At 65.1% G+C, this 13730-nt stretch carries 15 protein-coding genes; 12 read left to right on the forward strand and 3 right to left on the reverse strand.

All coding sequences use genetic code 11. The annotated features are described in order from the left end of the window. Positions 1–103: 103 nt before the first annotated feature. Together eno and ftsB are read left to right on the forward strand one after the other, a co-directional pair. A complete protein-coding gene (eno, locus tag QFZ94_RS19070) occupies positions 104–1387 on the forward strand; it encodes a phosphopyruvate hydratase (RefSeq protein ID WP_013089800.1) in 1284 nt (427 codons plus the stop codon). Between the two features lie 113 nt (positions 1388–1500). Next, positions 1501–1938 (forward strand): cell division protein FtsB, encoded by a 438-nt coding sequence (gene ftsB / locus QFZ94_RS19075; protein WP_368586054.1) that lies wholly within the window; start codon positions 1501–1503, stop codon positions 1936–1938. 97 nt (positions 1939–2035) lie between these two features. Here the strand turns inward: ftsB and QFZ94_RS19080 are convergent, their stop codons facing one another. From QFZ94_RS19080 to QFZ94_RS19090, 3 genes are all read right to left on the reverse strand, one after another. Continuing rightward, a complete protein-coding gene (locus QFZ94_RS19080; RefSeq protein WP_368586055.1) occupies positions 2036–2398 on the reverse strand; it encodes a hypothetical protein in 363 nt (120 codons plus the stop codon). A gap of 206 nt (positions 2399–2604) precedes the next feature. Then, a complete protein-coding gene (gene hslO, locus QFZ94_RS19085) occupies positions 2605–3555 on the reverse strand; it encodes an Hsp33 family molecular chaperone HslO (protein WP_368586056.1) in 951 nt (316 codons plus the stop codon). Between the two features lie 63 nt (positions 3556–3618). Beyond that, positions 3619–4143, reverse strand: a complete 525-nt coding sequence (locus QFZ94_RS19090; protein ID WP_368586057.1) for a gamma carbonic anhydrase family protein — start codon at positions 4141–4143, stop codon at positions 3619–3621. Between the two features lie 275 nt (positions 4144–4418). Between QFZ94_RS19090 and QFZ94_RS19095 the strand changes: the two genes are divergently transcribed. The 10 genes from QFZ94_RS19095 (at position 4419) to QFZ94_RS19140 (ending at position 13606) form a co-directional block, all read left to right on the forward strand. After that, positions 4419–5321 carry a ferritin-like domain-containing protein gene (locus QFZ94_RS19095; RefSeq protein ID WP_429458797.1) on the forward strand — a complete coding sequence of 301 codons (903 nt, stop codon included), beginning with the start codon at positions 4419–4421 and terminating at the stop codon, positions 5319–5321. A gap of 71 nt (positions 5322–5392) precedes the next feature. Continuing rightward, positions 5393–6277 (forward strand): alpha/beta fold hydrolase, encoded by an 885-nt coding sequence (locus QFZ94_RS19100; protein WP_429458799.1) that lies wholly within the window; start codon positions 5393–5395, stop codon positions 6275–6277. A 176-nt stretch (positions 6278–6453) separates the two neighbouring features. Next, positions 6454–7284 carry a 3',5'-nucleoside bisphosphate phosphatase gene (locus QFZ94_RS19105; RefSeq protein WP_368586060.1) on the forward strand — a complete coding sequence of 277 codons (831 nt, stop codon included), beginning with the start codon at positions 6454–6456 and terminating at the stop codon, positions 7282–7284. Between the two features lie 113 nt (positions 7285–7397). After that, a complete protein-coding gene (locus QFZ94_RS19110; protein WP_368586061.1) occupies positions 7398–8033 on the forward strand; it encodes an L-threonylcarbamoyladenylate synthase in 636 nt (211 codons plus the stop codon). Between the two features lie 65 nt (positions 8034–8098). After that, entirely contained in the window at positions 8099–8761 is a 663-nt protein-coding gene (locus tag QFZ94_RS19115; RefSeq protein ID WP_410847902.1) for a site-2 protease family protein, read from the forward strand. Between the two features lie 6 nt (positions 8762–8767). Beyond that, a complete protein-coding gene (locus tag QFZ94_RS19120) occupies positions 8768–9970 on the forward strand; it encodes a tryptophan--tRNA ligase (protein ID WP_429458802.1) in 1203 nt (400 codons plus the stop codon). A gap of 28 nt (positions 9971–9998) precedes the next feature. Further along, a complete protein-coding gene (locus QFZ94_RS19125) occupies positions 9999–10601 on the forward strand; it encodes a class I SAM-dependent methyltransferase (protein ID WP_368586064.1) in 603 nt (200 codons plus the stop codon). 43 nt (positions 10602–10644) lie between these two features. Beyond that, the gene (gene dapA / locus QFZ94_RS19130; protein ID WP_368586065.1) at positions 10645–11562 is read left to right on the forward strand and encodes a 4-hydroxy-tetrahydrodipicolinate synthase; all 918 of its coding nucleotides are present in this window, start codon (positions 10645–10647) and stop codon (positions 11560–11562) included. 123 nt (positions 11563–11685) lie between these two features. Beyond that, positions 11686–12825 (forward strand): outer membrane protein assembly factor BamC, encoded by a 1140-nt coding sequence (bamC, locus tag QFZ94_RS19135; RefSeq protein WP_368586066.1) that lies wholly within the window; start codon positions 11686–11688, stop codon positions 12823–12825. Positions 12826–12832: 7 nt separating this feature from the next. After that, the gene (locus tag QFZ94_RS19140) at positions 12833–13606 is read left to right on the forward strand and encodes an MBL fold metallo-hydrolase (RefSeq protein ID WP_429458805.1); all 774 of its coding nucleotides are present in this window, start codon (positions 12833–12835) and stop codon (positions 13604–13606) included. Positions 13607–13730: the final 124 nt, after the last annotated feature.

A 13730-nucleotide genomic window follows, 5' to 3' on the forward strand; every position in this document is an offset into this window, starting at 1 on the left:
TTGCCTTGCATGGGACCGGAGTAGGCGCTAAGGCACCAACTCCGGATCGGCAGCGCGATACAGTGTCAGAGTAAAGAATTCAACGTCATCCTTTGAGGAAACCATGAGTGCTATCGTAGACATCATCGGTCGAGAGATTCTCGATTCGCGAGGCAACCCCACCGTCGAATGCGACGTGCTGCTCGAGTCGGGCACGATGGGCCGCGCAGCCGTGCCGTCGGGCGCGTCGACCGGCTCGCGCGAAGCGATCGAACTGCGCGACGGCGAAGCCGGCCGGTACGGCGGCAAGGGCGTGCTGAAGGCCGTCGAGCACATCAACACTGAAATCTCCGAAGCGATCATGGGTCTCGACGCTTCCGAGCAGGCGTTCCTCGACAAGACTCTGCTCGAGCTCGACGGCACCGACAACAAGTCGCGCCTCGGCGCGAACGCGATGCTGGCCGTGTCGATGGCCGTCGCGAAAGCCGCCGCTGAAGAAGCCGGCCTGCCGCTGTATCGCTACTTCGGCGGTTCGGGCGCGATGCAACTGCCGGTGCCGATGATGAACATCGTCAACGGCGGCGCGCACGCGAACAACAGCCTGGACATCCAGGAATTCATGATCGTTCCGGTCAGCCAACCGAGCTTCCGCGAGGCGCTGCGCTGCGGCGCCGAAGTGTTCCACGCGCTGAAGAAGATCCTGTCGGATCGCGGCATGAGCACGGCAGTCGGCGACGAAGGCGGCTTCGCGCCGAACTTCGGCAGCAACGAGGAATGCCTGTCCACCATTTTGCAAGCCATCGAGAAAGCAGGCTATCGCGCCGGTGAAGACGTGCTGCTCGCACTCGACTGCGCGGCCAGCGAGTTCTACCATGACGGCAAGTACCAGCTCGCGGGCGAAGGCCTGCAGCTGTCGTCGACGGAATTCGCGGATTACCTCGCGAACCTCGCCGACAAGTTCCCGATCGTGTCGATCGAAGACGGCATGCACGAAGGCGACTGGGAAGGCTGGAAGATCCTGACCGACAAGCTCGGCGACAAGGTCCAGCTGGTCGGCGACGACCTGTTCGTCACGAACACGCGCATCCTGAAGGAAGGCATCGAGAAGGGCATCGCTAACTCGATCCTGATCAAGATCAACCAGATCGGCACGCTGACGGAAACCTTCGCAGCGATCGAAATGGCCAAGCGCGCGGGCTACACGGCCGTGATTTCGCACCGCTCGGGCGAAACCGAAGACTCGACGATCGCGGACATCGCCGTCGGTCTAAACGCCGGCCAGATCAAGACCGGCTCGCTGTCGCGTTCGGATCGCATCTCGAAGTACAACCAGCTGCTGCGTATCGAGGAAGATCTCGGCGATATCGCGAGCTACCCGGGCAAGTCGGCGTTCTACAATCTGCGCTAAGCGTATTCGCCAGATTGTTCCCGCCGATCGATGAGCCGGTTATCCTTCGTTTCTGATTGACCTCGCCGCCCTGCGTATAGCGCAGGGCGGCGCGTATTTATTGTGCTTACTTCATGCGGCTTGTCACTGCTGTCCTGATCGTTCTGCTGGCGTTAATCCAGTACCCGCTCTGGTGGGGGCACGGCGGCTGGCTGCGCGTGCATGAGTTGCAGGGCCAACTCGCGCAGCAATTGCAGAAGAATGCCGACGCGAAGCTGCGCAACGAGCGCATCCAGGGCGAAGTGCAGGATCTGCAGAACGGCACCGCCGCGGTCGAAGAGCGCGCGCGCTACGAAATGGGCATGGTCAAGGACGGCGAAGTGTTCGTGCAATTCGTGTCGCCGAACCAGCCGCTGCCGTTGGCGAACACGCCGTCGGTGGATACGTCGACCCGCGGCGAGGTGTCGGCCGCGCCGCTACACGTGGTGCCGAATCCGGAGTCGCGTGCGAAGCCGGATCGCAAGCATGGCGGGAAGGCGGCGGCTGCAAAGGAGAAGAAGCCGGCGCACTGAGGTTCGATATCTCGAATCCACCTTGCACGAAGGGCGCAAAAAAAGCGCGGTTCATCATGAACCGCGCTTTTTGTTTATTGGGCTGCAGGATTCGCTGCTACCACCCCCAATACGGCCCGAACCCGACCCCGACCCCAGTCCCCCAGCCACGTCCCCAGCCGCCGCTCGAGAAGCCCAAGGAAAACCTTACGGGCGGCGAGCGCGAGTAATAGCGGGACCAGGCTTGCGCGGCGGCGTCCGTGGCGATCGCCTGATTCTGTTCGAACATGACCTGTTGCTCGATCGCGTCGTAGCGCGCGCGTTCCTCCGGTGTCAGCGTCTGTGTATGGCTGATGGCCTCCGCCTGGTCGGGCGGCAGTCGGCTCAGAATCGGCGCAGGGCCCGGCGGATCGATCGAGCAGGCGGTCAGCGCCGCGCAGCCCGTGAGGACGGCCAGGATCAACGAAAGCGTGTGCTTCATGGTCGAATCTCCATCGGTCCGAGGTCCGAGGCTCGAGCAGGCGTCTTCCAACACGCGGTGACGCATCCTTCCAATGTATCAACGCGGCGCTCAAATGCAACGCGCCGCCCGAGCCGTGACGAGGCATGGGGCGGCGCGGTCAGGACTTCCGTCGTAATGCGCGATCACTTCGTGGGCACGCACTCCGCTTCAGCGAAAGCGCGGGTTTAGTGCCGCTGCGCGGCCGCCGGCGTCACGCCTTGTGAGAGTCCGCCGGCGACGAAAAGTTGCGCGACGTCGACTGGGTCGAACTCGTAGCGCTGATTGCAAAACTCGCAGTGAATCTCGACGTGGCCGCGTTCTTCGATCACGCCGTCGACTTCATCGCGGCCGAGCATCTTCAGCATCGCGGCGACTTTTTCGCGCGAGCACGTGCATTCGAAGCGCGCGGTGACCGGCTCGAAATGCTGGACGTTTTCCTGCCAGAACAGGCGCCGGAACACCGTCTCCGGTTCTTCCTTCAGCAATTCGTCCTGTGACAGTGTGCCGCCGAGCGTGCACACGCGCTCCCACGTATCCGCGTCGAGCTCGCCCGGATGCGGGACGATGCCGCCATCGCCCGGCAGCTTTTGAAGCAGCATGCCGACCGCGCGCTCGGTGTTTGCCGCGAGCCACATGCGCGTGTCGAGCTGTTCGGAGTGGTGCATGTAGTGCTCGAGCACTTCGGCGATCGACTTCAGCGGTCCATTCGCGCCCGAAAGCGGCACGATACTCTGGTACGGCTGCTGGCCGGGCTGCTTGTCGGTCGGGTCGAGCGTGATCACGCAGCGGCCGTGGCCGCTCGCGTTCACCAGGTCGATCAGCGAGGTCGAGTCGTCGATCGTATGGGCGGCTTCGCCGGACAGCTTCGCGGTGGCGCGCATCGTCAGGTTCGAGCTGCACTGCACGACCAGCATCTTGATCGGGCCGTCGCCGAAAATCTGCATGACGAGGGTGCCGTCGAACTTCAGGTTCGCCGACAGCAGCGCGCACGCGGCCATCATTTCGCCGAGAATCGTTCGCACGGGCGCCGGATAATCGCGGCGCGTCAGCACGTCCTGCCAGGTATTGCGCAGGGAAACGATCTCGCCGCGCACCGGCGCCGCGCTGAACATGAATTTTTGCAACTGGTCGCTCACAACTTTTCCTCGCTGGAATGACGCGGCGTGATGCCGCGCCTTTGCGCGCCGCGCGCCGGCCGTCTAGCCGATGCGTACGAGCTGCGCCTTGAAATACTCGCGCCGGCCGGCATAGCTTGCCGCGGCGCGCTGCAGGTTGGCGATATCCGCTTCCGTCAGTTCGCGCACCGCCTTCGCGGGCGCGCCGAGGATCAGCGTATTGTCGGGAAACACCTTGCCCTCGGTGACGATGGCACCCGCTCCGACCAGACAGTTGCGGCCGATCACCGCGCCATTCAAGACCACCGCCTGAATTCCGATCAACGCGCCTTCCTTGATCGTGCAGCCGTGCAGCATCGCCTGATGGCCGATCGTCACGTTCGACTCGACCGTCAGCGGATAGCCGGGGTCGGTGTGCAGCACCGCGTTTTCCTGCACGTTGCTGCCGGCGCCGATCGTGATCGGCTCATTGTCGCCGCGCAGCGTCGCACCGAACCACACGCTCGCGTTCTCCTCGAGCGTCACGTTGCCGATGATGTTCGCCGAATCCGCGACGAACACGCTTTCATGAATGATCGGGGCGGCTTCGCCCAGCTTGTAAATCGTCACAATGTCTCCTTGTCGGTCGGAGCCGGGCCTTGGGGCGGCTCCGATGCCGTGCACGATGGGTGTCTGATCGATTGCCTCGCATGGGCGGGGCGGCGTGCGCCCGGCGCGGTGCGAGGAGTTTGGCGGTTCTGCGTCGCCAACTGACGGGCGTGCCCTAAAGCGCGCCGGGTGGTCGAATCGGGTATTGTAATCGGTTGTGTGCTTGAGCCGCTCGCGTGCGGGCCGGGCGCCCTCTCTCCGTGGGCTTCAACGCTTTCATCGCCTATCCATTTGTCATGACGTCCGTCCCTTCGCCCGTTTCCGTCGCTTCTCCCGCATCGATTTCTCACGACGAGCCGCTGTGCGCGCGCCGCGCCGCGCTCGCTGCGTTGTGCGAGCGGGAACCGGCCGCAAAGGCCGCGGCGGCCCGCGAACTGCACGCTGCGGTACTCGATGGCCGCGTGCTCTGTGACGCCGGCCTCGATCTCGCCGAGCCCGCCGGCCTGCCGGGCCGCCCCGAACGGCCGGAACTGGTCGAGCCGCGCCAGCTCGGGCGACGCAGCATGCAGTCGCCGCAGGGGCGCGCGGTGCTGCTCCACGCGCTCGCGCACATCGAGTTCAACGCGATCAATCTCGCGCTCGACGCCGTCTGGCGCTTCTCCGGCATGCCCGGTGAGTTCTATATCGACTGGCTCAAGGTCGCCGCCGAAGAGGCATACCACTACTCGCTGCTCGCCGCGCGTCTCGCCGAATACGGCCACGCATACGGCGATTTCCCGGCGCACGCCGGCCTGTGGGACATGTGCGAGCGCACTCGGGGCGACGTGCTCGCGCGCATGGCGCTCGTGCCGCGGACGCTCGAAGCGCGTGGCCTCGACGCGTCGCCGCCGATCCGCGCGCGTCTGCAGCAGGCCGGCGATCACGCGTCGGCGGCGATTCTCGACGTGATCCTGCGCGATGAAATCGGCCACGTGCTGATCGGCAACCGCTGGTTCCGGCACCTGTGCTGCGCGGACGGCCTCGATCCGCACCAAACGTATCTGCGTCTGGCCGACCGGTATCACGCGCCGAAACTGCGTGGCCCGTTCAATTTCGAAGCACGCCGCGACGCTGGTTTCGACGACGCCGAGCTCGCCGCGCTCGCACGCCAGGATGCGCGGCAAGGCCCACAGGCTACGGACGACCGGGCGTCACCCTAATAATCCGTTACCACCTGTTGCGGCGCCCGTCCTATAATCGAACGACCATTCTTTTTTCGAGTGCGCCGCCGATGAATACATCCCGCTCTGAGTTCGTTACCGCGCATGGCGTCCGGCTGCACGTGCGGCGCTGGGGCCGTCCCGACGCGCCGATACTGTTCATGCTGCACGGCTGGATGGACGTCGGCGCGTCGTTCCAGTTCGTCGTCGATGCGCTCGGCGGCGACTGGCAGGTGATCGCGCCGGACCAGCGCGGCTTCGGTCTGTCCGACTGGCCGGTGGCCGAGCGTGGCGGCGGCAGCTACTGGGTGCAGGACTATCTCGGCGATCTCGACGCGTTGATCGACCACTACGCGCCCGACGGCGAGGTGAACCTCGTCGGTCACAGCCTGGGTGCGAACATCGTGTGCCTGTACGCGGGCGTGCGGCCGCAGCGGGTGCGGCGCGTGGTCGATCTGGAAGGCTTCGGGCTCGCGCATTCGCATCCGGCGCAGGCGCCGAAGCGCCTGCTGAACTGGCTCGACGAATTGCGCGATCCACCGCAGCTGAAGCGCTACGCGTCGCTCGACGAGGTCGCCGCGCGCCTGATCAAAACCAATCCGCGCCTCGATCCGCGGCGCGCGCAGTTTCTCGCGCAACACTGGTCGAAGCCGGATGGCGAGGGGCGCTTCATGCTGCTCGCCGACCCGGCGCACAAGGTCCGCGGCCCGACCTTGTATCGTCTCGACGAGGTGATGGCGGTATGGCGCAAGGTCAGCGCGAAGGTGCTGCACGTCGAGGCCGCCGGCTCGCCGACGCTCGCGCGAATCGCCGGCGACGTGCCGCTCGACGAATTCAAGACGCGTTTCCACGCGTTTGCCGATTGGCGCGAGAAGATCATCGATGGTGCGGGGCACATGGTGCATCACGACCAGCCGGAGCAGGTCGCCGCGTTGATCGAGGGTTTCTGTGCCTGACGTCGTGCCTGAGGCTACGGTTGAAAGGGCGCTCGCGGGTCGCCCGGACGTTGGTCTCGGCACCGCCCGGTCCTGACCTTGCGGCACACGGACAAGCGCAGCCGGCGTCGCTAGATACCCCTGCGGACCCTTACTGCATTGCAGTAAAATGACCGCAGAACCCTTCCAGGACCACGATGAACGCCGATCTTCACTGCCATTCCACCGTTTCCGACGGCCAGTTCGCGCCGACCGACGTCGCGCGCCGCGCGCACGCGAACGGCGTGACGCTGTGGGCGCTCACCGATCACGACGAAGTGGGCGGCCAGCAAGAGGCGCGCACCGCGGCCGAGGCGCTCGGCATGAACTACCTGAGCGGCGTCGAGATTTCGGTTACGTGGGCGGGGCGCACCGTGCACATCGTCGGACTCGGCATCGATCCGACCAACCAGGTCCTGATCGACGGTCTGGCCCGCACCCGCGACGGCCGCGCCGCGCGCGCCGAGGCAATCGGCGAGCAACTGGCCACGCTCGGCATTCCAGACGCGTACGAAGGCGCGCTCCATTACGTGTCGAATCCCGACATGATGTCGCGCACGCATTTCGCGCGCTTCATGGTCGAGCACGGCCACTGCACAAACACCCAGGAAGTGTTCGACCGCTATCTCGGCGACGGCAAGCCGGGCTACGTTGCGCATCGCTGGGCCAAGCTCGCCGACGCGCTCAGCTGGATCGAGGCCGCCGGCGGCGTCGCGATCGTCGCGCATCCGGGTCGCTATGCCTATTCGCAACTCGAATTCGACGCATTCTTTGGCGAATTCATCGACCTCGGCGGCAAGGCGATCGAGGTCGTGACCGGCAGCCACACGCCCGACCAATACCGCGAATATGCGGACGTCGCGCGTCGCTATGGTTTCGAGGCCTCGCGCGGTTCCGACTTCCATGCGCCAGGCGAAGGCCGCATCGAACTCGGCACACTGCCGCCGCTACCCGCCGATCTGAAGCCCGTCTGGGAACGCTGGCTGTGACCGCGCGCTGTGCCGGAACGGCACGTCTCGCGCGCGGGCCGGCTGGATGCGGCACCCGCTCTGCTCGCCGCAGCCCATCCGCCGCGGTTCGTCTGCCGCGATCGTGAGTCTCCATGTCGCAATACTTTCGGCTTCATCCCGACAATCCGCAGCCGCGCCTCGTCAAGCAGGCCGCGCAGATCATCAACGACGGCGGCCTGGTCGCCTTGCCGACCGATTCGACCTACGCGCTCGCCTGCCGTCTCGACGACAAGGATGCGGTCGAACGCCTGCGGCGTATTCGTGGACTGGACGAAAAGCAGCTGCTGTCGCTGCTCGTGCGCGATCTGTCGGAGCTCGCCAATTTTGCGATGGTGGACAACTGGCAGTATCGGCTGCTGAAATCGGTGACGCCGGGTCCGTACGTGTTCGTGCTGCAGGCCACCAAGGAAGTGCCGCGACGCGTGTCGCACCCGTCGCGCAAGACGATCGGTCTGCGCGTGCCGGATCACGCGATTACGCTCGCGATTCTCGAGGAGCTCGGCCAGCCACTGCTCGGCACGACGCTGATCATGCCCGGCGAAACGGAGCCGCTGAACGACCCAGAGGAAATTCGCGCGCGGCTCGAAAAGCAGCTCGATCTGGTGATCGACGGCGGCGCGTGCGTGTGCGAGCCGTCCACCGTGATCGATCTGACCGGCTCCGAGCCGGTCCTGGTGCGGGCAGGGCGCGGCCCGCTCGAGCCGTTCGGCCTCGAGGAAACGGCGTGAGCGGCCCGAGCGGCCCGAGTGAAAGCGGACAGACACGCGCGAGCGCATTGTTACAATAGCGAGTTATGGATTCTTCCCTGATACAGACAATTGCGGTGTACGCGCTGCCGGTGATCTTCGCGATCACGCTGCACGAGGCCGCGCACGGCTACGTCGCGCGCTGGCTCGGCGACAACACCGCGTACGTGCTCGGCCGCGTGTCGCTCAACCCGATGCGGCATATCGATCCGCTCGGCACGATCGCGATTCCGTTGCTGCTGTACTTCGCGACGAGCGGCGCGTTCATGTTCGGCTATGCGAAGCCGGTGCCGGTCGCGTTCGGCAATCTGCGCAATCCGCGCTGGGGCAGCCTGTGGGTGGCGGCGGCCGGGCCGGTATGCAACTTTGTCCAGGCTCTGCTCTGGGGCGTATTCGGCATCGTGCTGGCGGTGCTCAATGTCAACGAACCGTTTTTTACACGTATGGCGGGCGCGGGCGTCGGCGTCAATCTCGTGCTCGGCGTGCTGAACCTGTTTCCGCTGCCGCCGCTCGATGGCGGTCGTGTGGTGATGGCCCTGTTGCCGCCGAAGCAATCGATCGCGTTGTCGCGGCTCGAGCCGTACGGCTTTTTCATCGTGATGGCGCTCGTGATGACGGGCACGCTCACGCGTTTCTGGTTGAGGCCACTCGTTACGCTCGGCTATAGCGCGATCACCGCAATTCTGACTCCTCTTGTCTCGCTTTTCTAAATAACCATGTTCCCAGACCGTATCTTCTCCGGCATGCGGCCCACCGGGTCGCTGCACCTCGGCCACTATCACGGCGTGCTGAAAAACTGGGTGCGGCTGCAGTCCGAGTACCCGTGCTTTTTCTGCGTGGTCGACTGGCACGCGCTGACGACGCACTACGAAACGCCCGAAGTGATCGAAAAGAACGTGTGGGACGTGCTGGTCGACTGGCTCGCTTCCGGCATCGATCCGGCGCAGGCGACGCTGTTCATCCAGAGTCGGGTGCCCGAGCATGCCGAGCTCGCGCTGCTGCTCGGCATGAGCACGCCGCTCGGCTGGCTCGAGCGCGTGCCGACCTACAAAGAGCAGATGGAAAAGCTGAAGGACAAGGATTTGTCCACTTACGGCTTCCTCGGCTATCCGGTGCTGATGGCGGCGGACATTCTGCTGTATCGCGGCTCGCTCGTACCGGTCGGTGAAGACCAGGTGCCGCACGTCGAGATGACGCGCGAAATCGCTCGTCGTTTCAACTACCTGTACGGCCGCGAGCCGGGCTTCGAGGAAAAAGCGAACGAAGCCGCGAAGAAGCTCGGGGGCAAGCGCTCGAAGCTTTACCACGAGTTGCGCAACGCGTATCAGCAGGAAGGCGACGACGAAGCGCTCGAACGCGCGCGGGCGATGCTGCAGGAATCGCAAAGCCTGTCGATGAGCGACCGCGAGCGCCTGTTCGGCTATCTCGAAGGTTCGCGCAAAATCATCCTCGTCGAGCCGCAGGCGATGCTGACCGAGGCGTCGCGCATGCCGGGCCTCGACGGCCAGAAGATGTCGAAGTCGTACGGCAACACCATCGGTCTGCGCGAAGACGCGGAAACGATCACTAAGAAGGTTCGCACGATGCCGACCGACCCCGCGCGCGTGCGCCGCACCGATCCGGGCGATCCGGACAAGTGCCCGGTGTGGCAGCTGCATCAGGTCTATACCGACGAAGCGACCCACGAGTGGGTGCAGAAAGGCTGCCGCTCGGCGGGCATCGGTTGCCTCGATTGCAAGCAGCCGGTCGTCGAAGGGATTCTACGCGAGCAGCAGCCGATGCTCGAGCGCGCGCAGAAGTACATGGACGACCCGTCGCTGTTGCGCGCGATCGTCGCTGACGGCTGCGACAAGGCGCGCCGCTTCGCGACCGAAACGATGCGCGACGTTCGCGAGGCGATGGGGCTGTCGTACAACTGATGCGCACTCGAGGCGCCGCGCCGCAGCGATGAGCACGCCCGTTTCCGCTGGCTTGCATGGCCTCGGTGAACCGTCGCGCTGGGTGCGTCACTGGGCGCACCTGATCGCGGCGGGCGGGGCGGTGCTCGACGTGGCATCGGGGGCTGGGCGGCACGCGCGCTTTTTCGCGTCGCTCGGCCATCCGGTCACCGCAATCGATCGCGATGCCGTCGCCCTCGACCTGCTGCGTGACGCGCCGCTCGTCACGCCTGTCGTGGCCGATCTCGAAGGCGCGCCGTGGCCATTGCCGGGCGATGCGGCGTTCGCCGCCGTCGTGGTCACCAATTACCTGCACCGGCCGCTTTTTCCGCAGTTGCTGCGCGCGCTCTCGCCCGGCGGCGTACTGGTTTACGAGACCTTTGCGCAAGGAAACGAAAGCGTCGGCAAACCCTCCAATCCGGCGTTTTTACTCGCGCCCGGCGAGCTGCTCGAGATCGTGCGGGGCCAACTGCGGGTGATCGCGTTTCAGGACGGATTTCTCGCCGAGCCGCGTCCGGCCTACGTTCAGCGCATCTGCGCGGTTCGGGAAGCGGCACGTGCGAATGATCCCGCACGAGCAACAGTTCCACCTTGTTACGAGTTGGCTGGCTAATCCGCTACAATCGCGGTTTACCTGATCATATTCATGGCGTTTCATGACTAACGGCAACCACAGCGGTCACCAGGACGGCGTTCAGATCCGCGGCAGCATTCCTGCCATCATCACTCCGATGCTCGAAGACGGCAGCCTCGATCTGCCGGCGTTTCGCAAACTGATCGACTGGCACATCGAGGAAGGCACGAATGCGCTAGTCGTGGTCGGCACGAGCGGCGAGTCGGCCACGCTGTCGGTCGAAGAACACGTGCTGATGGTCAAGACCGCGGTCGACCACACCGCTGGACGCATTCCTGTCATCGCGGGCGCGGGCGCCAACTCCACCGCTGAGGCGATCGAACTCACGCAGCACGCGAAAGACGTCGGCGCGGATGCCACGCTGCAGGTCGTGCCGTACTACAACAAGCCGACCCAGGAAGGCATCTACCGCCATTTCGCGAAGATCGCCGAAAGCGTCGATCTGCCGGTGATCCTGTACAACGTGCCGGGCCGCACCGTCGCCGACATGAGCAACGAGACCATCCTGCGCTGCGCGCAGGTGCCGGGGATCATCGGCGTGAAGGAAGCCACGGGCAACATCGACCGCGCCGCGCATCTGATCAAGTCGGCGCCGGCAAACTTCAGCATCTATAGCGGCGACGATCCCACTGCGATCGCGCTGATGCTGCTCGGCGGTCACGGCAATATTTCGGTGACCGCGAACGTCGCGCCGCGCGCCATGAGCGAGCTGTGCAAGGCCGCGCTCGCAGCGGACGCGAAGACCGCGCGCGAGATTCATCTGAAACTCCTGTCGCTGCACAAGTACCTGTTTGCCGAAGCGAATCCGATTCCGGCGAAGTGGGCGCTGCAGCAACTGGGGCGTGTGCAGGGCGGCATCCGCCTGCCGCTCACGCCGCTCGACGCGCAATACCACGAAGTGGTGCGCGGCGCGCTGCGCGAAGCGGGCCTGCTCGGCTGAACGGCCCGCCCGTCCAGCCGCCCACGCCAGACCGCCACCGGCATTTCATTAACCGACGTCGCTTCAGCCCACGTTCCCGGCAGCTCGAACGAGGCATCGCGTTCCAGCATCACGAAGGACCTCATGAAACGTTCCGCACTTTCCCTCCACGCAACCCGCATGGCGGCGCTGGCGCTTGCCCTGTCGACGCTCGCCGGCTGTGACACGCTGAACGACTGGTTCGCTTCCGACCGCGTCAACTACAAGGCGACCTCGAGCGCGCCGCCGCTCGCCGTGCCGAGCGACCTGAGCACGTCGCCGAACGACCAGCGTTATGTGGCGCCGCCCGCGAATCTGGCGCTCGGTGGCTCGCCGACGCGCGCTGTCACGGCCGCTGGCAACGCGACCGAAGGTCAGCCGAACGCGCAGGATCCGCTCGGCATGCATATCGAGCGCGACGGCGACCGTCGCTGGCTGGTGGTAGACGGCCGTTCACCGGAACAGCTGTGGCCGCAGCTGCAGGAGTTCTGGCAGGAGAACGGCTTCGTGCTGAAGACCGACGCGCCGGCCACCGGCATCATGACAACCGACTGGGCCGAAAATCGCGCGAACATTCCGGACGACTGGTTCCGCCGCACGATCGGCAAGGTGATCGACTTCGCCTATTCGTCGGGCACCCGCGACAGTTTCCGCACGCTGGTATCGCGCGGTTCGGACAGCGCGACGGATATCTCGATCACGCATAGCGCGATGGAAGAGGTGATGACCGGGCAGGACAAGACGTCTTCGCGCTGGGAAGAGCGTCCGCGTGACCCGGCGCTCGAGGCGCTGTTCCTCGCCAAGCTGATGCAGAAGTTCGGCCTGACCGAAGCGCAGTCGAAGCAGCTGCTGACCGACGCGCGCCCGGCCAGCGCGCCGACCACCATCGAGCAGAACGCGGGCGCGTCGACGCTCGATCTGCAGGAGTCGTTCGACCGCGCCTGGCTGCGTGTGGGCCTCGCGCTCGATCGCACCAACTTCACGGTCGACAACCGCGATCGCGAGAAGGGCATCTACTACGTCCGCTATGCGGATTCGATGCAGGAACTGAAGAAGGAAGGCCTGTTCGGCAAACTCTTCTACAGCGGCAATTCGACGCGCAAGCCGGGCCAGGAATTCCTCGTCAACGTGCGCGCGAAAGGCGACGCCGTGACGCAGGTTGCGGTCGTCGACGCGAACGGACAGATCGATACGTCGTCGGACGCGCAGCGCATCGTGTCGCTGCTGCACGCGCAACTGAACTAGGTGGGTCGTGCGCTTCGCAAGTCTCGGCAGCGGCAGTGAAGGCAACGCGCTGCTGGTGGAAGCGCACAGCGGCGCGAGCACGACGCGCGTGCTGCTCGACTGCGGGTTTTCCGCCCGCGAAGTCGAGCGGCGTCTCGCGCGGCTCGGCGCGAGCGCCGAGCATCTCGACGCGATTCTGATTACGCATGAACATAGCGATCACATCGGCAGCGCAGTGACGCTGGCGCGCAAGTGGTCGATTCCGCTGTACATGAGCTGGGGCACCGCGCGCGCGGCGGGCGCCGACGAAGCCGATGTCGACCTGCAGGTGCTGTGGGGCGACGAGGCGGTAGCAATCGGCGAGCTCAGCGTTCTCCCTTATACCGTTCCGCACGACGCCCGCGAACCGCTGCAATACGTGTTCTCGAACGGCGCAAGCCGACTCGGCGTGCTCACCGACGTGGGCACGTCCACCCCGCATATCAGCGCGGTGCTGAGTGGTTGTGACGCACTCGTGCTCGAATGCAATCACGACGTGCAGATGCTCGCGGGCAGTCGTTATCCGCCGTCGCTTAAGGCGCGTATCGGCGGCAATCACGGGCATCTGAACAATGATGCGGCGGCTGAAATCCTCGCGTCGCTCGACCGCTCGCGATTGCGGCATCTGGTCGCCGCGCATCTGAGCCAACAGAACAATCTGCCGGAACTCGCGCAGGCGGCGCTCGCGGGTGTGCTTGGCGCGGCTCCCACCGAGGTGGTGGTTGCGTCGCAGAGTGAAGGTTTCGCGTGGTTGACTCTGTGACTGCGGTGCGGAGTTGGCTTCCGGTCGTGCCGCGCAGTATGCGTCACGTAGTCAGGTAATGAAAAAAGCCCATAACGAGCAATCGTTATGGGCTTTTGCCTTGAGCGTCGAGGCGGCGTAGGGC

The organism is Paraburkholderia sp. JPY465, from assembly GCF_050436725.1.
GTDB classification, from domain to species: Bacteria; Pseudomonadota; Gammaproteobacteria; order Burkholderiales; family Burkholderiaceae; genus Paraburkholderia; species Paraburkholderia youngii.

Excerpts from the sequence above, each read along its gene's own strand:
- QFZ94_RS19080 (WP_368586055.1), bottom strand. The coding sequence starts at position 2,398 with ATGAAGCACACGCTTTCGTTGATCCTGGCCGTCCTCACGGGCTGCGCG.
- QFZ94_RS19100 (WP_429458799.1), top strand. The coding sequence starts at position 5,393 with ATGAATACATCCCGCTCTGAGTTCGTTACCGCGCATGGCGTCCGGCTG.
- dapA (WP_368586065.1), top strand. The coding sequence starts at position 10,645 with ATGACTAACGGCAACCACAGCGGTCACCAGGACGGCGTTCAGATCCGC.
- QFZ94_RS19120 (WP_429458802.1), top strand. The coding sequence starts at position 8,768 with ATGTTCCCAGACCGTATCTTCTCCGGCATGCGGCCCACCGGGTCGCTG.
- QFZ94_RS19125 (WP_368586064.1), top strand. The coding sequence starts at position 9,999 with ATGAGCACGCCCGTTTCCGCTGGCTTGCATGGCCTCGGTGAACCGTCG.
- QFZ94_RS19095 (WP_429458797.1), top strand. The coding sequence starts at position 4,419 with ATGACGTCCGTCCCTTCGCCCGTTTCCGTCGCTTCTCCCGCATCGATT.
- QFZ94_RS19105 (WP_368586060.1), top strand. The coding sequence starts at position 6,454 with ATGAACGCCGATCTTCACTGCCATTCCACCGTTTCCGACGGCCAGTTC.
- bamC (WP_368586066.1), top strand. The coding sequence starts at position 11,686 with ATGAAACGTTCCGCACTTTCCCTCCACGCAACCCGCATGGCGGCGCTG.
- QFZ94_RS19110 (WP_368586061.1), top strand. The coding sequence starts at position 7,398 with ATGTCGCAATACTTTCGGCTTCATCCCGACAATCCGCAGCCGCGCCTC.
- eno (WP_013089800.1), top strand. The coding sequence starts at position 104 with ATGAGTGCTATCGTAGACATCATCGGTCGAGAGATTCTCGATTCGCGA.
- ftsB (WP_368586054.1), top strand. The coding sequence starts at position 1,501 with ATGCGGCTTGTCACTGCTGTCCTGATCGTTCTGCTGGCGTTAATCCAG.
- QFZ94_RS19115 (WP_410847902.1), top strand. The coding sequence starts at position 8,099 with ATGGATTCTTCCCTGATACAGACAATTGCGGTGTACGCGCTGCCGGTG.